Source organism: Pseudomonas sp. NBRC 111124 (assembly GCF_001320245.1).
Classification (GTDB): Bacteria; Pseudomonadota; Gammaproteobacteria; order Pseudomonadales; family Pseudomonadaceae; genus Aquipseudomonas.
On record NZ_BCBA01000033.1, the window covers coordinates 106,745 to 125,590 of the forward strand.

20 protein-coding genes and 1 tRNA gene are annotated in these 18,846 nt (G+C 60.3%); 8 read left to right on the forward strand and 13 right to left on the reverse strand.

Annotation, left to right across the window (positions count from 1 at the left end; genetic code table 11):
• Positions 1 to 9 precede the first annotated feature (9 nt).
• The 4 genes from bamC to APH28_RS13960 all read left to right on the forward strand — a co-directional run bounded on the left by bamC (position 10) and on the right by APH28_RS13960 (position 2,808).
• Positions 10 to 1,128 carry an outer membrane protein assembly factor BamC gene (gene bamC / locus APH28_RS13945; protein ID WP_060510223.1) on the forward strand — a complete coding sequence of 373 codons (1,119 nt, stop codon included), beginning with the start codon at positions 10 to 12 and terminating at the stop codon, positions 1,126 to 1,128.
• On the forward strand, positions 1,129 to 1,887 hold the full coding sequence (locus APH28_RS13950; protein WP_060510225.1) for an MBL fold metallo-hydrolase: 759 nt from the start codon (positions 1,129 to 1,131) through the stop codon (positions 1,885 to 1,887).
• Between the two features lie 29 nt (positions 1,888 to 1,916).
• On the forward strand, positions 1,917 to 2,627 hold the full coding sequence (gene purC / locus APH28_RS13955; protein WP_008097517.1) for a phosphoribosylaminoimidazolesuccinocarboxamide synthase: 711 nt from the start codon (positions 1,917 to 1,919) through the stop codon (positions 2,625 to 2,627).
• 91 nt (positions 2,628 to 2,718) lie between these two features.
• A tRNA-Ser gene (locus APH28_RS13960) sits at positions 2,719 to 2,808 on the forward strand.
• A 60-nt stretch (positions 2,809 to 2,868) separates the two neighbouring features.
• Here APH28_RS13960 and APH28_RS13965 read toward each other — a convergent pair.
• The 4 genes from APH28_RS13965 to APH28_RS13980 all read right to left on the reverse strand — a co-directional run bounded on the left by APH28_RS13965 (position 2,869) and on the right by APH28_RS13980 (position 6,739).
• Positions 2,869 to 4,620, reverse strand: a complete 1,752-nt coding sequence (locus APH28_RS13965) for a hypothetical protein (protein WP_060510228.1) — start codon at positions 4,618 to 4,620, stop codon at positions 2,869 to 2,871.
• Positions 4,621 to 5,051: 431 nt separating this feature from the next.
• Positions 5,052 to 5,324, reverse strand: coding sequence for a DUF3077 domain-containing protein (locus tag APH28_RS13970; RefSeq protein WP_060510230.1), 273 nt, complete (start codon positions 5,322 to 5,324; stop codon positions 5,052 to 5,054).
• Positions 5,325 to 5,468: 144 nt separating this feature from the next.
• Positions 5,469 to 5,723 carry a hypothetical protein gene (locus APH28_RS13975; RefSeq protein WP_060510232.1) on the reverse strand — a complete coding sequence of 85 codons (255 nt, stop codon included), beginning with the start codon at positions 5,721 to 5,723 and terminating at the stop codon, positions 5,469 to 5,471.
• Positions 5,724 to 6,121: 398 nt separating this feature from the next.
• A complete protein-coding gene (locus tag APH28_RS13980; RefSeq protein WP_060510234.1) occupies positions 6,122 to 6,739 on the reverse strand; it encodes a LysE family transporter in 618 nt (205 codons plus the stop codon).
• Between the two features lie 224 nt (positions 6,740 to 6,963).
• Here APH28_RS13980 and APH28_RS13985 point away from each other — a divergent pair, with 224 nt between their 5' ends.
• Both APH28_RS13985 and mqo read left to right on the forward strand, forming a co-directional pair.
• On the forward strand, positions 6,964 to 7,155 hold the full coding sequence (locus APH28_RS13985) for a DUF4223 family protein (RefSeq protein WP_060510236.1): 192 nt from the start codon (positions 6,964 to 6,966) through the stop codon (positions 7,153 to 7,155).
• Positions 7,156 to 7,493: 338 nt separating this feature from the next.
• Complete coding sequence (gene mqo / locus APH28_RS13990; RefSeq protein ID WP_060510237.1) at positions 7,494 to 9,131, forward strand: malate dehydrogenase (quinone); 1,638 nt, start codon at positions 7,494 to 7,496, stop codon at positions 9,129 to 9,131.
• 51 nt (positions 9,132 to 9,182) lie between these two features.
• On the opposite strand, the gene APH28_RS13995 is transcribed toward mqo, so the two are convergent.
• Genes APH28_RS13995 through APH28_RS14015 form a run of 5 tightly spaced genes read right to left on the reverse strand, consistent with a single transcriptional unit; the run spans position 9,183 to position 11,862 of the window.
• Positions 9,183 to 9,626: a hypothetical protein gene (locus APH28_RS13995; protein ID WP_060510239.1), complete on the reverse strand. Its 444-nt coding sequence runs from the start codon at positions 9,624 to 9,626 to the stop codon at positions 9,183 to 9,185.
• Positions 9,627 to 9,652: 26 nt separating this feature from the next.
• A complete protein-coding gene (locus APH28_RS14000) occupies positions 9,653 to 9,973 on the reverse strand; it encodes an AzlD domain-containing protein (protein ID WP_060510241.1) in 321 nt (106 codons plus the stop codon).
• Positions 9,952 to 10,653, reverse strand: a complete 702-nt coding sequence (locus tag APH28_RS14005) for an AzlC family ABC transporter permease (RefSeq protein WP_060510243.1) — start codon at positions 10,651 to 10,653, stop codon at positions 9,952 to 9,954. Before APH28_RS14005 ends, APH28_RS14000 begins: the two co-directional genes overlap by 22 nt.
• On the reverse strand, positions 10,650 to 11,132 hold the full coding sequence (locus APH28_RS14010; RefSeq protein ID WP_177334265.1) for a GNAT family N-acetyltransferase: 483 nt from the start codon (positions 11,130 to 11,132) through the stop codon (positions 10,650 to 10,652). Before APH28_RS14010 ends, APH28_RS14005 begins: the two co-directional genes overlap by 4 nt.
• Positions 11,116 to 11,862 carry a 2OG-Fe dioxygenase family protein gene (locus APH28_RS14015; protein ID WP_060510247.1) on the reverse strand — a complete coding sequence of 249 codons (747 nt, stop codon included), beginning with the start codon at positions 11,860 to 11,862 and terminating at the stop codon, positions 11,116 to 11,118. The genes APH28_RS14010 and APH28_RS14015 overlap by 17 nt, the downstream gene beginning before the upstream one ends.
• Before the next feature lie 203 nt (positions 11,863 to 12,065).
• Here APH28_RS14015 and APH28_RS14020 point away from each other — a divergent pair, with 203 nt between their 5' ends.
• The gene (locus tag APH28_RS14020; protein WP_060510249.1) at positions 12,066 to 12,935 is read left to right on the forward strand and encodes a LysR family transcriptional regulator; all 870 of its coding nucleotides are present in this window, start codon (positions 12,066 to 12,068) and stop codon (positions 12,933 to 12,935) included.
• Positions 12,936 to 12,999: 64 nt separating this feature from the next.
• On the opposite strand, the gene APH28_RS14025 is transcribed toward APH28_RS14020, so the two are convergent.
• Positions 13,000 to 13,335, reverse strand: a complete 336-nt coding sequence (locus APH28_RS14025; RefSeq protein ID WP_060510251.1) for a helix-turn-helix transcriptional regulator — start codon at positions 13,333 to 13,335, stop codon at positions 13,000 to 13,002.
• Positions 13,336 to 13,385: 50 nt separating this feature from the next.
• Here APH28_RS14025 and xenA point away from each other — a divergent pair, with 50 nt between their 5' ends.
• Positions 13,386 to 14,477 carry a xenobiotic reductase XenA gene (gene xenA / locus APH28_RS14030; RefSeq protein WP_060510253.1) on the forward strand — a complete coding sequence of 364 codons (1,092 nt, stop codon included), beginning with the start codon at positions 13,386 to 13,388 and terminating at the stop codon, positions 14,475 to 14,477.
• A 55-nt stretch (positions 14,478 to 14,532) separates the two neighbouring features.
• On the opposite strand, the gene APH28_RS14035 is transcribed toward xenA, so the two are convergent.
• From APH28_RS14035 to APH28_RS14045, 3 genes are all read right to left on the reverse strand, one after another.
• On the reverse strand, positions 14,533 to 15,846 hold the full coding sequence (locus tag APH28_RS14035; RefSeq protein WP_156340888.1) for an RHS repeat-associated core domain-containing protein: 1,314 nt from the start codon (positions 15,844 to 15,846) through the stop codon (positions 14,533 to 14,535).
• Entirely contained in the window at positions 15,812 to 17,500 is a 1,689-nt protein-coding gene (locus APH28_RS28620) for an RHS repeat protein (protein WP_060510257.1), read from the reverse strand. The genes APH28_RS14035 and APH28_RS28620 overlap by 35 nt, the downstream gene beginning before the upstream one ends.
• Positions 17,501 to 17,598: 98 nt before the next feature.
• Complete coding sequence (locus APH28_RS14045; protein WP_060510259.1) at positions 17,599 to 18,846, reverse strand: FAD-binding oxidoreductase; 1,248 nt, start codon at positions 18,844 to 18,846, stop codon at positions 17,599 to 17,601.

The window sequence follows — 18,846 nt, forward strand, 5'->3', positions numbered from 1 at the left end:
GTACACCGCATGAAGCGACTGGCTGGTCTTTCCGCGCTCGCCCTGATCATTTCCAGCACCAGTGGGTGTGGCTGGCTGTGGGGCGAGGATGGCTATTTCCGTGACCGCGGCAGCGATTACCTGCAGGCCCACCCGACTGCGCCGATGCAACTGCCGCCAGACGCCGGCAACGTCAAGCGCCTTGACCCGTTGCTGCCGATCCCGCGCAACGTCGCCGACGATCGTGCCACTGGCGAGTTCGAAGTGCCGCGTCCACAACCCCTGACGGCCGGTGCCGAAGCCAGTGACTACACCCTGCAGCGCAGCGGCAATAGCCGCTGGGTACTGGCCCAGCACTCGCCGGCCGAAGTGTGGCCGGTGGCTCACCAGTTCTTCGAGGACAATGGCTTCCGCATTGCCGAAGAGCGCCCGCAGACCGGTGAATTCAACACCACCTGGCAGCGTTTCGACGAACTGTCGGCATCGCTCGGCCAGCGTCTGTCGAGCACTGCCAGCAGTGGCGACAGCGAAGTGCGTGTGCGTGTGCGCATCGAGCCCGGCGTGCAGCGCAACACCTCCGAGGTGTACATCGTCAGCGTCGAGCGCCCGGCAGGCAGCACCGCCGACACCGCGTTCCCGTCCACTTCGGCCAACACCGGCGCCGACGCGCTGCTGGTCGACGAAATGCTCGCCAGCATGAGCCGCAGCGCTGAGAAAGGCGGTTCGGTATCGCTGCTGGCCGCACGTGACTTCGACGCCCCTAGCCGTGTCAGCCTGAGCGAAGACGGCAGCGGCAACCCGGTGCTGTTCCTCGGTTCGGACCTGGACCGTGCTTGGTCCGGCGTGGGCCGTGCCCTGGAGCAGGGTGGCGAATGGCGCGTCGAGGACATCAACCGCAGCCTGGGCCTGTACTACATCAACCTGTCGGAAAAGCCTGACGACAAGCAGAACGAGCCTGGCTTCTTCAGCCGCATGTTCGGCAGCGCCCCGACCAAGGAAGAGCGTGAAGCCCGTGCCGAGCGTTATCAAGTGCGCCTGAGCAAGGTCGGCGAGAGCGTGCAGGTCACCGTCGAGAAGAACATCAACACCGTGGCCCCGGCCGATGTCGCCCGCCGCGTGCTGAGCGCCATTCAGGACCACCTGGGCTAAGTGCGCTTCGCGGTACTTGGAAGCGGCAGCCAAGGGAACGGCACGCTGATCGCCAGTGGTGACACGTTCATCCTGGTCGATTGCGGCTTTTCCCTGCGTGAAACCGAGCGGCGCCTGGCGCTGCTCGGGGTGTCGGCGGCGCAACTGAGCGCCGTGCTGGTGACCCACGAACATGCCGACCACGTGCATGGGGTGGGGTTGCTGTCGCGGCGCTACAATGTACCGGTCTACCTCAGCCAAGGCACATTGCGCGGCATGCGCAAGCCGGTGGAGGTGACCGGTTTTCTCGCTTGTGGCGAACGGTTGCAGATCGGCGCCCTGGAAGTGAGCGCGGCACGGGTCGAACATGACGCCTACGAGCCGCTGCAGTACGTGATCGGCGACGGGCGGCGGCGTTTCGGCATGCTCACCGACCTGGGTTCGTACGATGCGCTGCTGCTTGATCGCTACCAAGGCCTTGACGCACTGCTGATCGAAGCCAACCACTGCCGTGACCTGCTCGCGCGCGGTCACTACCCGGCCTTCCTGAAGCAGCGGGTAGGTGGCATGCAAGGGCATTTGAACAACCACCAGGCTGCGCGCCTGGTGCAAGAGTTGGGCTGGAACAACCTGCAGCATTTGGTGCTGGCCCACCTCAGCAGCAAGAACAACCTGCCACACTTGGCCCGCCAGTGCTTCGTCGACACCCTCGGGTGCGACCCGGACTGGCTCCAGGTGGCGAATCAGGAACACGGGCTCGACTGGCGCGAAATCGCCTAGCCCAACACCTCAGCAAGCGGAGCCCAATCATGGAAAAACGCGAAGAACTCTACCGCGGCAAGGCCAAATCGGTTTACAAGACCGACGACGCCGACCGCTTGATCCTGCTGTTCCGTAACGACACTTCGGCGTTCGACGGCAAGCGCATCGAACAGCTCGACCGCAAAGGCATGGTGAACAACAAGTTCAACGCCTTCATCATGCAGAAGCTCGAAGAAGCCGGCGTGCCGACCCAGTTCGACAAGCTGCTGGGCGACAACGAGTGCCTGGTGAAGAAGCTGGACATGATCCCGGTCGAGTGCGTGGTGCGCAACTACGCCGCCGGCAGCCTGGTCAAGCGCCTGGGTGTGGAGGAGGGCATCAAGCTGGAGCCGTCCACCTTCGAGCTGTTCCTGAAGAACGACGAGAAGGGTGACCCGTTCATCAACGAATCCCACGTTGTCGCCTTCGGCTGGGGCACCGCCGAGCAGCTGGTCGAGATGAAGAAGCTGTCGCTGAAGGTCAACGAAGTGCTGAACAAGCTGTTCGATGACGCAGGCCTTTTGCTGGTCGACTTCAAGCTGGAGTTCGGCGTATTCCACGGCCAGATCGTCCTGGGTGACGAGTTCAGCCCGGACGGCTGCCGCCTGTGGGACAAAGAAACCCGCAAGAAGATGGACAAGGACCGCTTCCGTCAGGGTCTGGGCGATGTGATCGAAGCCTACGAAGAAGTTGCCAAGCGCCTGGGCGTGCCGCTGTAAGCCGCACGCGCACGCAAGCGCCTGATACCACGCGATTTTTTTTGAAAAAAGATTTGCCTTTCAAGAAAACGCTGGTATGATGCGCGGCATTGGAGAGATGCCGGAGTGGTCGAACGGGACGGATTCGAAATCCGTTGTACTGGCAACAGTACCTAGGGTTCAAATCCCTATCTCTCCGCCATACAAGATGAAGCCCCGCAGATTAACGTCTGCGGGGCTTTTTCGTTTCTGGCGTTTCAACTTACCAAGGCGTGGGTTCCAGTGCGCCAACCCCGGTGGGGGTGGTACTGCCTTCGCCATTGCGCAGGAATGGCAGGTGCCAGAAGTCATTGGGCACGATCTCGTCCCCTGGCTTGACGTTTTCCGGGAAGATGAACTCGAACACCGGTGCCACGTACTGGCCGGCGGTCAGCCCGTTGGCCACGGTCAGGCGGCCGGCGTTCTGCAGGCAGCTATCGACTCCAGGTTGCGGGAGGGTGTTGGTGGGTACGCACAGTGAGCGAGCGACCACCCGCAAGGTACGGGTTGGCTGGCTGAGCAGGCCGGTCGGTGCCTTGGATGCACGCAGCCGTGCACGTTGTGGCTGTGGGCCAACGTTCTGCGTGGTGATCCCGCCGGAAGCGCCGGCGCAGGTGGCCGCCTGCACGGTGGCAGGGTCGCATTCCCCGGTCATTTCAAATGGCGTGATCCAGCGGTTGCGTTGCACGCCGGTGGCGGGGTCGACGTCGATCAGGTAGATGTCCACCGGGGTCTTGACGTCGGTGGTCTCGGCTTCGAGGAAGATGCGGTCCTGGGTTTCCTGAGCTGCACCGTTGACTGCGACCGCGGCCGGGTCAGCAGTGCCGACGCCGAATTCGCCAATGGCCAGGTAGCTGGGCTGAGAGCCCGGCTGGGTGTAGATACCGAGGTTGGCCTCAATGGTGTGGGCGGAAATGAAGTCCGGCACACCGGCAGTGGTCGATTTGAACAGCGTGCCTGAGTAGCTGATGAAGTCGCCGACTTCGAACGGGACTTGTTGGGTCGGGTCTGGGTCGGTTGCCGTCCGGGTCGGGTCACTGAAGCGCTTCATGACGAACTGGCTGCAATACAGCTGGCCTGCCTTCGGTGGTGTCAACTCACCTGACGCAGGCAGCGCCACGCCGGCCTGGGCAAAGTTGCGGCAGTTGTTGGTAGTAGTGGGTGTCACCACTTTAGGCCGGTTTTTTTGTGGGCAGAGCGGGTCGTCACCGGTGCGCGGGACGCACATCGGGTAACCCGTGGCCGAGTGAATGGTAGGGTTGGCGTCGTCCACCGAGAAGCGCGCATCGGGGCTCTGGGCCCGACCGAAACGCCCGTTGGGATCGTTGATCTGCAACACGGTCGGTTGCGGCGAGTTGGTGCTCGTCACCTCTATGTTCCCGGTGGTCTGGTCAATCCTGCTGATATAGCCACTGCCGACCTGGGCCGATTGTTGGGAGACGAATATCAACCCGGCAATTTGTTTGCCTGCGACTGTATTGCCGACAACATGCACTTCAAATGATGGATAAGTGGCGGGTAGTTGTTTAAGCCCCAATGGGCCGCCGTGTACGAAGTCCGCCCAAGTGAGCGTATTGGCGGGCATCTGGATGACCGAGTTGCACGGCACGGTAATGGTTGTGCCGTTAACAACTACCGTACCGCCCAACCGGTCCGGGCTGCTGGTATTGGGACAATTGCTGTTGCTGCTGTCGACGGTCATGTCCTGAATGAAACCGGTGATGTCGAAGCCATGAATGGCCAAGGGGTCGACAAAGATCGGGTCAGGTAGCGTGGGCGTAGTGAAAGGTGATGGAGTGCCCTTCACCGGCTTGTCGGTCCCGCCCTTGGCCCAGGCGTCACCAGGCGTGGCAACACTCAGTGCCAGTGCGGCGAATACAGCCCCGGCAAGCAATGCTGGGCGAGCGAAGCGCGGGTTGAGGCGAGTTTGGGTGGGCGCTACGGCTGAAGTTCTGACGCCTGCAGATGTGCTCATAATGGTCTCCGAAATGCTGCCAGCCTCTTTGCAAGCATTCGACCTACCGACGTTAGGGCTCGTGTTGCACGGCTTGTGCAACCACTACGGAGCGACACGGATATCGAATAGACAGCTCGACCTGAAGTCCCGGACTACGAAACTTCCGACGATCTCGAGCGGCGATGTTCTGGCCGGTTCCGGACATGCGCGCAAGAGTTCGTTCCTTGAGCCGTAGTGGTCAAAGCACGGGTTGTGCCATAGCTGGATTGGCGAAGAGAGCCCCGAAAAACTGTTTCTAATTGTAAAAACGTTATTTGGATCTGAATTGTTTGTGAAATGGGCAACCCGGTTGTGGGGAGCGCAACACCAAAATTGGGTGGTGGAGGTGGTGGTGAGGCCCATCGCGAGCCCTGCAGACAGTGCGCCTTCAGGGGGTAACTACGCCTGTGTCAGTGCTTCATCATCCCTAGCTCAGCATCGTCCAGCAGCGCCTTGGCCAGCGCGTTGAGGTAATGCGAGGCCCAGATCAGCTTCTGGTTGTCATCCAGCAAACCGGTCAGGGTCAGGTCGTGGGCGTAGCTCATGAGTTCAGAGGCTTGCTCCCGGGCGGCTTGGCAGGGGATGCCGGGCTCGATGCAGAACAGGGGCTGGGTTTTGTTTTCGCCTTGGTAGAAGCGGGTTTTGCTTACTGTGGTGGGGCGGTGAGTGTTGTCTGTGGTCATTGTGTTCTCCCTGATTTTTCCGTTGCCTGCACTGGCCTCTTCGCGGGCGCGCCCGCTCCCACAGGTACAGCGCCAGAGCTGAAGGCAGCGCCAACCCTGTGAGAGCGGGCGTGCCCGCGAAGAGGCCAGCACATCACTTGAGCCTTAATGCAGCGTTCGTGGCTCGGCCGGCAGATGAGCCTGCATCTGCAATTGCACTAATGCCGACTCCACCAGGGCATAGGCAGCTTCCATTTCGTGGACCACGGCCTGCATCACGATCGAGTTCGGGGAGGTGGGGTTGAGCTGCACCGATTGGCGGGCGACGGATAAGGCACAGATCACGTATTCAGAGGTCTGGACCAAGGCATCTTGCAGAGCAACAGAGGAGTGAGGTGGATCGGGGACCATCTTGCGCATACATATCTCCAGGATCATTGGAGCTACCGCAAGCTTGCTGTCAAACAAGAGGGTGGCAGCTGGACATGGGTTGACAGACCGAGGATCCCGGAGCAACTCGGCGCACACGAAGGTGCCCCATGTACAGCCGCCATAGGCTGTAGATGCACGCGGGAGTATGTACGGCCTGTCAAAGCCGGTCGCTGATTTGGCAACGACGGCCCCGAGACTAAGCCCACTCCCAAGCACTCGCAATGGTTTGGCAGGCCCACGAGTATGATTCAGGAACGCCCTACAAGGCAGGGGAAAAATCTGAATCGGATCAGGCCTGTTCATAAAAAGGCGGTGCTTCGAACAGGTGGGCTGATCAGCCCATTTCCGCGCCGACGAAAAAAAACAAGGCGAACCCTTAGGTCCCCTCAGCGCATCGCCGCCAGCTTGATGCCAAACCCGACCAGGCATGCCCCGGCCAACCGTTCGAATATGTTGGCAATCCGCGGATTAGCCCGCATGCGCTCGGCCAGCAGATGCGTCAGCACCACGGCAATCAACCCATACAGGAAGGTCACCACCGCCACAGTGGCGGCGAGGAAGCCGAAGGTCACCACCCCCTGGTGCTTCACCGGGTCGACGAACAGCGGGAAGAAGGCCATGTAGAACATGATCGCCTTGGGGTTAAGCAAGGTGATCATCATGGTCTGGCGCAGGTAATGGCCGTTGTCCATGCGACTGGTGCGCGGGGCGCCGCCGGGTTTGCTCAGCAGCATGCGCAGCCCCAGGTAGGCCAGGTAGGCGGCGCCGGCCCACTGCACCACATGGAAGGCGGCGGGGTAGGCGGCCAGCAGGGTGGCGACGCCGGCCACGGCCAGCCACAGCAGCACCTGGTCACCGAGGATCACCCCGCAGGTCGCGGCCATGCCCGCCTTGATGCCGCCCTTGCCGGTGGCGGTGATCAGGGCGAAGTTGCCCGGGCCGGGGATGGCCAGGACGATGATGAAGGCGATGACGAACGCGCCGTAGTCGGTGACGCCGAGCATGGGGGAACTCCTGTTGGCAGTGCGAAGGCTGGCTCGTAGACTATCGCGCTTTGCGCCGAGGGGGTCAGGTTTTCAGCACGCGGGTGGCCCATCGCTGTGAGCGAGTTCACCTGGCCACGTAGGGCGTCGATCGCCTTTTGCGACTTGGATCCAATGCCTGGGTTCTGTATCATCCCGCCGCCATCAGAAAGATGGCCGAAGATGAAGTATTTAAAGGACTTAGTATGAAAAAGCTGTTCAAGGCCACTGTCGCCGTTGCTGTCGTATCCGGCGTTGCCCTGCTGTCGGGTTGCACTGGCCAAGTCTACAACGCGCAGAAAAACTGCTCGTACGACTACCTGTTCCACCCTTCGGTTTCCATCTCCAAGGTCATCGGCGGCTGCGGCCCGATCGATAAGCTGCCTCAGCCGCAGTAAGCCTGGTGATCCGCAGATCTCGCCGCTAGCGGCCTGATCCGAAGCCCCCGGTCATGCAAATGGCCGGGGGTTTTTGTTGGCAGAATGGTTTACAAAAAGCGTGATCGCGCTGAGACAACCCGCCGCGTTGACCATGGCCCGCCGATTTGTTTGTGCTGGCATTTCGGTTACAATCAGCGAAACGATTCAGCCCTGTCGGTCAATGCGACAAAAGCCTGAGTCGTTTTCTGGTTCTCTGGCTGCTGAACAATCATCTACAACAAGCCTGCGCTGAAGAACAAGGAACCCTCTGGGCCAGCCACAGGCCCACACTCCGTTCTACTGACTGGAATTGATCAATGTTCAAGAAAGCTGGCAAGACCTTGCTGGGTCTGGCTGTCGCTGCGAGCTTCATGCAAGCGCACGCCGCAGAAACCAAGAAAGTCGACGTGCTGCTGGTCGGCGGCGGCATCATGAGCTCCACCCTGGCCGTGTGGCTGCACGAGCTGGAGCCAAGCTGGTCGATGGAAATGGTCGAGCGCCTGGACGGCGTCGCCGAAGAAAGCTCCAACGGCTGGAACAACGCCGGTACCGGCCACTCCGCGCTGGCCGAGCTGAACTACACCCCGGAAGACAAAGACGGCAACGTCAACATCTCCAAGGCCATCGAAATCAACGAAGCCTTCCAGATCTCCCGCCAGTTCTGGTCGTGGCAGGTTCGCCAGGGCGTGCTGAAGAACCCGCACTCGTTCATCAACACCACCCCGCACATGAGCTTCGTCTGGGGCGATGACAACATCAAGTTCCTCAAGAAGCGTTACGAGGCACTGCAGGCCAGCCCGCTGTTCCGCCCGATGCAGTACTCCGAGGACCACGCGCAGATCGCCAAGTGGGTCCCGCTGATGATGGAAGGCCGTGACCCTAACCAGAAGCTGGCGGTCACCTGGACGCCCATCGGCACCGACGTCAACTTCGGCGAAATCACCCGCCAGTTCGTTGGCCACCTGCAGACCCAGAAAGGCTTCGACCTGAAGCTGTCCAGCGAAGTGCAGGACATCACCCGCAACAAAGACGGCTCCTGGCACGTCGAGTACAAGAACCTCAAGGACGGTACCGAATCGGCCACCGACGCCAAGTTCCTGTTCATCGGTGCCGGCGGCGGCGCGCTGAAGCTGCTGCAGAAGTCGGGCATTCCTGAAGCCAAGGAATACGCAGGCTTCCCGGTGGGTGGTTCGTTCCTGGTAACCGAGAACCCGACCGTGGCCATGCAGCACATGGCCAAGGCCTACGGCATCGCCTCGACCGGCGCGCCACCCATGTCGGTACCGCACCTGGACACCCGCGTGCTTGACGGCAAGCGCGTGATCCTGTTTGGCCCGTTCGCCACCTTCTCGACCAAGTTCCTGAAGAACGGTTCGTACCTGGACCTGCTGAGCAGCACCACCACCCACAACGTGTGGCCGATGACCAAGGTCGGCATCGACCAGTACCCGCTGGTCGAGTACCTCGCCGGCCAGCTGATGCTGTCGGATGACGACCGCTTCGATGCGCTGCGCACCTACTTCCCGAACGCCAAGAAGGAAGACTGGAAACTGTGGCAGGCCGGCCAGCGCGTGCAGATCATCAAGCGTGACGAAGAGAAGGGCGGCGTGCTGAAGCTGGGTACTGAAGTCGTAGCTTCCCAGGACCGCACCATCGCAGGTCTCCTGGGCGCCTCGCCAGGTGCTTCGACTGCTGCGCCGATCATGCTGAACGTGCTGGAAACCGTGTTCAAAGAGAAGGTCGCCACCCCTGAGTGGCAGGCCAAGATCAAGGAAATCGTACCGAGCTACGGCACCAAGCTGAACGACTCGGCAGCGGCCACCCAGAAAGAGTGGAACTACACCGCTGACGTGCTGCAGCTGGAGAAGCCTCCGGTGATCGACGAGAGCGTCGGTACCACCGTTGCGCCGAGCAAGCCGGTTGAAAGCAAGCCAGAGAACGACATGGCGCTCTGATCGGGCCGATGTTGATTCGAGAGAGCCACGGGTAACCCCCGTGGCTTTTTTTTAGGGTGTTTTCGGCAGGGGGCTGTCGACGGCAAGCTCCTGCAGTACCTCGGTCAGGTTGAGGTCTACGGCCAAGGCCAGGAAACTGACATTACCTTCGTCGCTGACGGGGAACACCTTTGCCTCGGTGGCCGCCCGGAGCACCACCTGGTCGCCGTGCATTACGTGCAGTTCCGAGCCATCGGCCATTTCCAGCATCAGGCTACCTGAGGTGGCGAACAGCAGCAGGTCGCTGGCCGGGATCAGCTGTGCAGCGCCATGCAGATGGCGATACTCGGCGATCCAGCCATCGCGCAGAAACGTCTTGCTCAAGGCATAGGTCAGCGAACATTCCAGCGACAGGTCAGCCATTTCGTCGATTACCCGATCGCGTGGAACCTGGGGCATCAGGCGGGAAAACTCACTCAGGTTGGTCAGGGTGACCTTCCGGCGTGCAAGGCTCATAGCGGATTCCTTCTCAATTCCGGGCCTCAAGCCAGCAGCGTGATCGCCACATGCCCGGCAACACCGGCACACACGCTGTAGATCAGGCTCCTCGACCAATAGGCGACAATAATCACCGGAATCGCGGCCAGCAGGTCGGCATTCAGGCCGATCAGCGAGCCATCCTTGGCTACCAGCAGGGCGGGTACAGTGATACTGGCGATGATTGCCACCGGCAGGTATTCAATGACGTCATTGAACAGCTTGGGGGACTTCTCCATCTTCAGCAGAAACGGGGTCGCGCGGGTCAGGTAGGTGATGACAGCCATCAGCATGACCGCGGCGATCAGGTAGTTCTTTTCAGGCATAACCCTGCTCCACAGCCTACGGCGGTTGCGATGAATACGTTCAGGGGCGAGGGCGCATACAGGTTCAGCAGGCAGGTGGTGACGATGACCACCAGGGCGATGACGGCTTTGGTGAAGGTGCTGCACAGCGATATCAGCACGAAGATCATCATGGCCGTCAGGGCATAGTCCAGCTTGAACTGGGAAAACCGGTTCAAGGCATCCGAGGCCACCGCGCCAAACACCGCACCGGCGATCCAGCTGGCATGGCAATAAGTATTGAACTGCAGCAGATAGCCAGGCGAGGTCGGCTTGCCGTTTTCCAGGCGTTGGCTGTGGAAGGCAAAGGATTCATCGGTCAGGCCGAACGCGTACAGCAACTTCTGCGACTTGCTGATTGGCAGTTGCGCACTGCGCTTGGACATGTACATCGCCATCAGCATGTGCCGCGAATTGATCAGCAGGGTCGACAAGGCAATGGTGATCAGCGGCGCGCTGCTGGTGATCAGGGCCAGTGCGGCGAATTGCGCCGCCCCGGCGTAGACGAACAGGCACATGGCAGCCGGCAGCCACAGGGGCAGGCCGGCATTGATGCACATGACACCGAACACGAAGCTGACGACGAAGTAGCCGGTGACGATCGGCAGGGCGTCTACCAGGCTCTCCTTGCGCGAGGTGGTCAGTAGCACCGACGAGGTCACAGGTCGACCTCGCAGGTGATTTCACCGCGGGTTTGCAGGAAGCCTTGTTTGTGCCAGAAGCTCAGGGCGTTGGTGTTGTCATTCTCGACGAACAGAAACACCCGGCGAATGCCGTGCTGGCGGAAATCGCTGAGAATCGAATTGGCCAGTGAAGTGCCGATCCTGCTCTGGCGATAATCCGGCGCCACCGCCATGTGGTTGATGGTGCCACGTGTGCCCATCAGGCCACCCGCCACCGCGCCGACGATGCTGCCGGTGTGGTTTTCGGCCATGTAGCAGTACGTGTGCTCCGAACCCAGCAAACCCTTGAGCAGCACTTCGTCCTGCCAGTCGCAGAACGAGGTCTCCTCGAAGCGACGGAAGAAGTCGACGATCTTGCGGGCATGGAAGGGTGTGGCTTTCTTGATGCTCAGGCCATTGATGTGTTCGGCCGGGAACAACTTCGGCGCCGTGCCGATGCAGTTAGTCGATAATGTCATGCTCGCTACCCGGTCGAGAGAAGGAAATCGCAATAATCTGCCGGTAGCCCATTTCAGCGTTGCTTGGGTTGGTCGCCGGCGTGACATAGTGTTGCAGTTCGCGGTCGAGGAAATAAGTCGTGTCGAGAATATTCAGGTAAGTGCCGGAGTCGATCACATTCGACTGTTTGTCGTAGATCTTGCTGGTGGCACCCTCGACGTTGTGGCGGCCCCAGAAGTGCACGCCGCTGAATGGGTAGCCGTCGCAATGAATGCCTTCGGGGGTAATTTCGATTTCTGCCCCTGGCTTGATCTCGATACGAATCTGGTGCACCTGGCATTGCCAGTTGACCGTGTGCAGTTCTTCGGGCAGCACCGCTTTGTACACGTCGAAATCCAGCCGGATCAACGCCCGCAATATGGGTGAATTGAATACATCGGCGGAGATATCGTCGAAGTGGCGTGACATCCCGCCGACGTACGTGTTGTGCGCTTCGGATTGTTCGTAGGCGCGGTGATTGAGCTGGCACAGTTCGCCCGTGACCGGGTTGAAGTCGAAGTCACTGTAACGGCGGTAGCGCGTGCCCTTGTCGGCTTGGCCGTAATAGCGGTCGACGCCCATGGTTTCCCAACTTTTGGAAAACTCGACGAATTCTTTGAAGCCGCCCGTCAACGCATAGTCGCTGCCCATGACATTGACCGTCTTGTGTTGTCGCAGGGCAGTATCGATGTTTTTGTTCAGTGTCAGCATGGCAATCTCTATTTATGTACAAGCTGACAAAAATCTAACAGTTGAATAACGCGCCGAAACTTCATTTTTTTTTGACGTGCCTCAACCGTTGCTTGCTGTCCGGCTGGCGTGCACCGTTAGCGGGCAGACAGTGCACGCGCTTGTGCGTTATCCTTTTGGCCTTCGTTGGCGGACTGCGCCAACGGGACGGGGAGGGAGAGGGAATGGACATCAAGGTGCTTAAAAACATCGTGAATGTGGCCCGAACAGGGTCGATCACCGATGCGGCCGAACAGGTTCACGTTACGGTCCAGGCCTTGGCCGCTCAGCTGAAAAAGCTTGAAGATCATTGCGGCTTCAAGTTGTTCGACCGGACCAACAAAGGGGTATCGCTGACCCAGGAAGGCGTGGGCATCCTGCCGCATGTGCTGGAAATCGTGCGTTGCTCCGAGCGCATGCAGCTGAAGATCAATCAGTTGCGCCAGAGCCGCAACGAGCGGCTGCCGTTGCGCGTGGCCCTGAACAGTACGCTGTCGATGGAAATCAACCAGCAGATCATGGGCGGGGTGGTCAGCAAGTTGTCTGGCTACAGCCCGATCTTCAGTTGCTCGGAATCACCCGACAACCTGACCAAGCTGGCCAAGGACGAGGCGGACATGGTGGTAATACTGGGTGACAGCGTCCCGGAGAACTACCATTCGGTGCCGCTCAAAGGGTTGCGCATCGAGGTCGTCGCCTCGTCAACGAGCAATGACCGTACCCCGCCCTGCGCGGTGATCAAACCATTGCCCGAGTGCCCCTATTCCTCGATCTTTTCCCGCTTCGCCGAACGCCGGCCCGGCATGCTGGAAGCCGCTACCGTGTTCCACTCCGGCAGCGAGATCGTCAGTGTTTCGATGATCAAGAGCTTTGGCGGTGTGGGCGTGCTGTCGCGTGCGGTTGCCGAGGCCAATGACCTGTTCATCTGGCCTGGTTTCTCTGATTTTCTCGATGTGTACCTGGTCATGAAAGAGCCGTGGATCATCGAAGAGGAGTTTCCGCTGTTTTGCGCGGTTCCCACACCCATTCGCAGCTTTGACGCCATTAGCGCCTGACCTCGCGAGCTGGGTCTGGCCTTGATGCTTGTTTTACCCGCGAAGAGGCCCGTGAAGGCATGAATCACTTCTGCTCGAGGATGCAATCCAGCAACCCGGGAAACCGCTCGCCCAGCATTTCGCTGCGTAGCGAATTCATGTGAGTAGTCCCGACATTGCGGGTATGCACCAACCCCGCGTCACGCAGCACGCGAAAATGGTGCGACATGCTCGACTTCGGCCGCCCGCCATCAAGCTCGCCGCAGCTGGCTTCGGCCACGCCGGCCAGGTGGCGGACGATGCCCAGGCGCACCGGGTCGCTCAGTGCATAGAGCACACGCTCGAGAATCAGGTCTTCAGGGTTGGGATGTTGGTAGGCTCGCATGGCCGACATGATAGCGGGGGTTTCATTAATTGCCATAGTTCGATTATGATCGAACAATCGTATCCAGCTGAAACCGGAGCTCGCCCATGTCTGCCCTGTTCCAACCTTACACCCTCAAAGATGTCACGTTGCGCAACCGCATCGCCATTCCGCCGATGTGCCAGTACATGGCCGAGGATGGCATGATCAACGACTGGCACCACGTGCACCTGGCCGGCCTGGCCCGTGGCGGTGCCGGCTTGCTGGTGGTCGAGGCCACTGCCGTGGCGCCGGAAGGGCGCATCACCCCCGGTTGCGCCGGGATCTGGAGCGACGCCCATGCCCAGGCCTTCGTGCCGGTGGTGCAGGCGATCAAGGCGGCAGGCTCGGTGCCGGGCATCCAGATTGCCCACGCCGGGCGCAAGGCCAGCGCCAACCGCCCGTGGGAAGGCGATGACCACATCGCTACCGACGATGCCAATGGTTGGGACACGATCGCCCCGTCGGCCATCGCCTTTGGCGCGCATTTGCCGAAAGTGCCACGCGAAATGACGCTGGATGACATCGCCCGGGTCAAGCAGGATTTCGTCGACGCCGCCCGCCGTGCACGCGATGCCGGTTTCGAGTGGATCGAGCTGCACTTCGCCCACGGCTACCTGGGGCAGAGCTTCTTCTCCGAACACTCCAACCAGCGCACCGATGCCTACGGTGGCAGCTTTGACAACCGCAGCCGCTTCCTCCTGGAAACCCTGGCCGCCGTGCGTGAGGTATGGCCGGAGAACCTGCCGCTGACCGCGCGCTTTGGTGTGCTGGAGTATGACGGCCGCGATGAGCAGACCCTGGAAGAATCGATCGAACTGGCGCGCCGCTTCAAGGCGGGCGGGCTGGACCTGCTGAGCGTCAGCGTGGGGTTCACCATCCCAGACACCAACATTCCGTGGGGCCCTGCATTCATGGGGCCGATTGCCGAGCGTGTGCGTCGTGAAGCCGACCTGCCGGTGACCTCGGCGTGGGGCTTTGGTACGCCGCAGCTGGCCGAGCAGGCGCTACAGGCCAACCAGTTGGACTTGGTGTCGGTGGGGCGTGCGCACCTGGCTGATCCGCACTGGGCTTACTTCGCGGCCAAGGAGTTGGGCGTGGACAAGGCCTCCTGGACCTTGCCGGCACCCTATGCACATTGGCTCGAGCGTTATCGCTGAAAGCCGGGCAGTAACGGCGTGCAGCCCATTTCCAAAAAGGCTGCACGCGGGCCCTTCATTTCGTAAACGACAGGCTGGCAAATTTTTTTCTCAGGCCTGTAGGTTGTTTAGTGCGATTACGCTGGTTGTGGTAGTCGACATCCCGCTCACTGGAAATGTTGGCGCCAATGACAGATTGAGCATTTGAATTGCCTGCTTCATAGCCAAGCGATATGGCGATGAACTGGGTGTTCCCTTGGAATTCAAATTTGTAAATGGGGCGGCCTTGTCGTTCATGTTGAGCATTTTGTATGGCGACCTCTTCTCCGGTAATCAGGGCCATCATGATTGCCGGGATTATGTCTTTTTCGCTGATCCCGGCTTTTTGATATTCAGCTATTTTTTGGGGCTGCAGGATATGTGAGTAACCGGAGTTGTCCGGGCGTGTCCTTAGATAAAAGTAGTTGCGTGTATTGTCTATTTTTCGACGCCTGCCGATAGCATGAATGTCGTCGGTTTTGCTTACCCTCTGCTTGAGTTGACTCATGAGCTCGGCGAATGCTTTCTCCCCCGAGATAGCGTATAGCGGGGATCCTCCAGTACTTCTGGCAGAGCGAACTGAGCCCGTGCTGCTGGCTATTGAATGGCTGGAGCCCCTGCGCGGGGACCTGACAGTAGTAAAACCATCATCCTCGTTGATGGGCGGCGATTGTGAAACCATGGCCCTCGATGGCCCTGGCAGTTGTACTGTACTAAGCGGGGTCAGCGTTGATGAAAGGAGCGGGGATGTATTAATGTTCGGTACAGCGTTTGACGAGGCTTCCCCGGGCGCACGTTGCATACGTTCCCCTAGCTGCCAAGGGTTTACTCCCGAGCTCCTTTGGGTAGCTGAAGTCGAAGTCGGTGGAACGGTGGAAGATAGGTTCAGTGGCTCTGAATGTTTCTTTTTTTTCTTTCCCATCAGACCCTGATCATCGACCAGCGTTGCTGGGTTGTTTGACACCATGCGATACAGGTTCATGCCATCCGCATCGCCAGCGGGGTCAGCACTCAGCCAGCGGCCTACCCAGGGTTGGTAATAGCGAAAGCCATAATAATAAAGGCCTGACGCATCGCATTCCTTGCCTGAATACCGAATGACTTTGTAACTGGCCTCTACCTGGTTACGCCCGGTCAGGACTGCCGTGCCGCCGAAAGGGTAATATTCCTCCAGGCTTATGATCTGGCCCTGGTTATCCACTTCAAGGTTGCAGCTTTGCGACAGGTCATCGTAGCTATAGCGCATTTGATCATTGGCAGCCTCCGCAGGCCGCCCTTGCATCCAGTGCAACACACGCACTTGCGACCGTCCGGTCTCACCCACCAGGATCATCTGCAGATCCTCTGTCACGGTGTCGCCTGCTACCGTGCTGCGCAATTCCAGGCCTGGCAGATAATGCACAGATCGTGATCTGTAGCCCGCTGGACGTCAGTTGTGTGGTGATTTTGAGCAGCCGCTGTCGATAGCCGTCGTACCGGTAATGTTCGAAGTCATCCTCGTCGCCCTCGCGATTGATGGGGGTGACGCTGCGCAGTTCTGCACGATGTGTCCAGGCCAGCGTTTGGCCAGGCTGGAGCCGGTGCTGCTGGCCGCCCACGGTGAATTGCGCCTCGACCTGTTCCGGTTGACTGGCCAATGTGCCGAGCACTGCCCGATTACTGCGATCACTGACGGTGATATCGATGGAGTAGCAGTTGTTGCTGGCGGGCGCGCTATGACGGATCCGCAGAAGGTTGCCGGCTGTGTCGTACGCGTAGCTGCGGGTGTAGTTGCTGTAAGCGGTCTGATCGTCGCCTCCGACCGGCGGAAGCTCAACCCCTTGTTGGCCTCTATTGGCCATTTCTCGGCCTTTTACCTGCACCAGTTGGTACAGGCTGTCATAGCGGAAGGTGTTGCGTGGCTCTACTTGCTGGTTGCGCCAGTAGCGAGTGGCTTGAGCATCATTCACCACACTGGCAACGTTACCGACGGGGTCGTATGTGTAGCGAAGGTACTGGATCAGGCTGGCCCTGTCATGACCTGCGGCAGCGCGCTCCGTACGAACACTGGCCATGCGTTGTGTTCTTGGCTCGTAGGTGTACCGTGATGACACGCCATTGCCCTGTTCTTCGAACAGCGTCTCGCCAGTGGCGGCGTAGGCCAGCGCTTTGACGATCACTTGCTGGGCCTGCCCATGGAGAGTGAGCGTTTTGCCCGACAATTGCCCTGCAATGTCGTATGTCTGCGCCTGCAAATGGCCGCAGGCATCAATGAACGTCACGTGTGTGCCCGTGGCATCACCCGTGGCCAGCGAGGCATGGGCCCGGTCTGGTGTAACCAGCTGCTTGTTCCAGGAATCTTCGTCCTCGCCCTGCCAGTCGGTGAATGCAGCAGGGTCGTCGGCGCCCACGAGTAAACGCTGGACGGCAGACTGGTTCATACCCGTGAGGGCGACACGCTCCATCTGCAGCAGGCCTGCAGTGTGGTAATGATGGGTGCACAGACCTGCCAGGTTCCTGCCTGTTGCCTTTGCATTGGGTGCGGCATAAAGGTAGCGTTCACTCAGACGGGGAGCGTCCCCCGCCGCTTGCTCAGACGCTGCAATCAGGCGACCTGGCAGTTTGGCGGGCTCGTACCAGTAGCTCAATGTGACGGCCTGGCTGGTGCTTTGGTCGCCCGTCGGATCCGTTGACAGCTGACTCACTGTTACCAGTGGACGGTCAGCAATATCGCTCAGGGCGATGGCATCGCCGCTGTCGACACTGCGGGTATAGAGCCTGTTGGCCGTTAAACCGCCTAGCCAGGTAAAGTTGGCCTCTTTGCTTGCATCCAGCCGCGGATCCCTGCTTTTGTGCAGGAAACCGCGAGCGTCGTATTGGTGCCGCGAGATTTGCATATCCGTCAGATGCGAGGTGTCCGGATGGCGTTGATAGTGAATTACCGCTATGCCCAAGTTGCGGTTATCAACCACGCGGGTGACAGGTGTGCCGTGGCAGCAGTTTTTCGCAGTTATACATTGCTCCATTGGAGTGCCCTCCGAAAAGAGTCACTGCAATTTAAAGTAATGCGCGCTCGTGCATAACTGATAAAAGTGTCAGTTGACTGCTCGTGAAGTTCGAAAAGTCAGAACCGAGACAGCCGGTAAGCCTCCGGAGCTGGTGCGTGTGCAGCTGCCACCAAACGCCCCACCCATTCCGCCGTTACCGCTGCCTGGGTCAAGCCCAGGTGCTGATGCCCGAACGCCAACAGCACCCGCCCATCACACACCCGGTCGATCACTGGCAACGAGTCCGGCAGCGACGGCCTGAAGCCCATCCATGGCGTTGCGCCTTCAGTACTCAGGTCCTGCTGGAACAAGCCCTTGCTCAACCGGTGTAACTGCCACGCCCGCTGCATGCTCGGCGGTGCGTCGAGCCCGGCGAATTCCACCGTGCCGGCCAGGCGCAGTCCATCTGCCATGGGCGTCATGATGAACTTGCGCTCCAGCGAGGTGACCGCGAACGGCAGACGTTGCTGCTCCTGGGGCAGCATCAGGTGATAACCGCGCTCGGTGTCCAGCGGCACGCGCTTGCCGGTCAGCGCCGCCGTCAACGGCGCAGAATGTGCGCCGCAGCTGAGCAACACCTGGCGCGCCTTGAACGTGCCCTGATCACTGGCCAGACTGACCCCGTCGCCGTGCAACTGCCCACCCGCAACCCGCGCCTGGACGAAACGCACACCGCTGGCCTTGGCCGCCTCGAACAATGCACAAACCACCCGGTACGGGTCGATGAAGTGCCCGGTACGCGGGAAGAACAAGCCACCCAGCAGCGCAGGGTTCAACTGTGGCGCTGCTTCGCGAACGGCCTCGCCCGACCACAAGTCCACCGCCACGTTCTGCTGTTGCATGCGTGCCTGCAAGGCTTGCAGCGCCTGGCGTGACTCGGGCCGTTCGAACACCAGCAACGAGCCGTCTTCCTTGAACAGCTCGCTGCGCCCGATCGAGCCCAGCAAGCGCTGCCAGGCCCCCAGGCTGCCTTCGTTCAGCGCGCGGATACCGGCGACGCTGCGCTGGAACGGCGCCGGGCGCAGGTTGAGCAGCAGCCGGGTGAACCACGGCATGGCCTTGGGCAGGTACTTCCAGTCCAGGCGCAACGGGCCCATCGGGTCGAGCAGCATGCGCGGCAGGCGCTTGAGGATCGACAGGTCGGCGATCGGGAACACCTGCTCGGTTGCCAGGTGCCCGGCGTTGCCGTAGGAGGCACCGTGGCCGGGTGCCTGGTGATCGATCAGCAGCACTCGACGGCCCTGGCGGGCCAGCTGCAGGGCGCAGGCCACACCGACGATGCCGGCGCCGACCACGGCGATATCGGTTTCAGGGGAGTCGACCAT

Coding starts and splice junctions, on each gene's coding strand:
- bamC (WP_060510223.1), top strand. CDS start 10: ATGAAGCGACTGGCTGGTCTTTCCGCGCTCGCCCTGATCATTTCCAGC.
- purC (WP_008097517.1), top strand. CDS start 1,917: ATGGAAAAACGCGAAGAACTCTACCGCGGCAAGGCCAAATCGGTTTAC.
- APH28_RS13965 (WP_060510228.1), bottom strand. CDS start 4,620: ATGAGCACATCTGCAGGCGTCAGAACTTCAGCCGTAGCGCCCACCCAA.
- APH28_RS13970 (WP_060510230.1), bottom strand. CDS start 5,324: ATGACCACAGACAACACTCACCGCCCCACCACAGTAAGCAAAACCCGC.
- APH28_RS13975 (WP_060510232.1), bottom strand. CDS start 5,723: ATGCGCAAGATGGTCCCCGATCCACCTCACTCCTCTGTTGCTCTGCAA.
- APH28_RS13980 (WP_060510234.1), bottom strand. CDS start 6,739: ATGCTCGGCGTCACCGACTACGGCGCGTTCGTCATCGCCTTCATCATC.
- APH28_RS13985 (WP_060510236.1), top strand. CDS start 6,964: ATGAAAAAGCTGTTCAAGGCCACTGTCGCCGTTGCTGTCGTATCCGGC.
- mqo (WP_060510237.1), top strand. CDS start 7,494: ATGTTCAAGAAAGCTGGCAAGACCTTGCTGGGTCTGGCTGTCGCTGCG.
- APH28_RS13995 (WP_060510239.1), bottom strand. CDS start 9,626: ATGAGCCTTGCACGCCGGAAGGTCACCCTGACCAACCTGAGTGAGTTT.
- APH28_RS14000 (WP_060510241.1), bottom strand. CDS start 9,973: ATGCCTGAAAAGAACTACCTGATCGCCGCGGTCATGCTGATGGCTGTC.
- APH28_RS14010 (WP_177334265.1), bottom strand. CDS start 11,132: ATGACATTATCGACTAACTGCATCGGCACGGCGCCGAAGTTGTTCCCG.
- APH28_RS14015 (WP_060510247.1), bottom strand. CDS start 11,862: ATGCTGACACTGAACAAAAACATCGATACTGCCCTGCGACAACACAAG.
- APH28_RS14020 (WP_060510249.1), top strand. CDS start 12,066: ATGGACATCAAGGTGCTTAAAAACATCGTGAATGTGGCCCGAACAGGG.
- APH28_RS14025 (WP_060510251.1), bottom strand. CDS start 13,335: ATGGCAATTAATGAAACCCCCGCTATCATGTCGGCCATGCGAGCCTAC.
- xenA (WP_060510253.1), top strand. CDS start 13,386: ATGTCTGCCCTGTTCCAACCTTACACCCTCAAAGATGTCACGTTGCGC.
- APH28_RS28620 (WP_060510257.1), bottom strand. CDS start 17,500: ATGGAGCAATGTATAACTGCGAAAAACTGCTGCCACGGCACACCTGTC.
- APH28_RS14045 (WP_060510259.1), bottom strand. CDS start 18,846: ATGGTCGACTCCCCTGAAACCGATATCGCCGTGGTCGGCGCCGGCATC.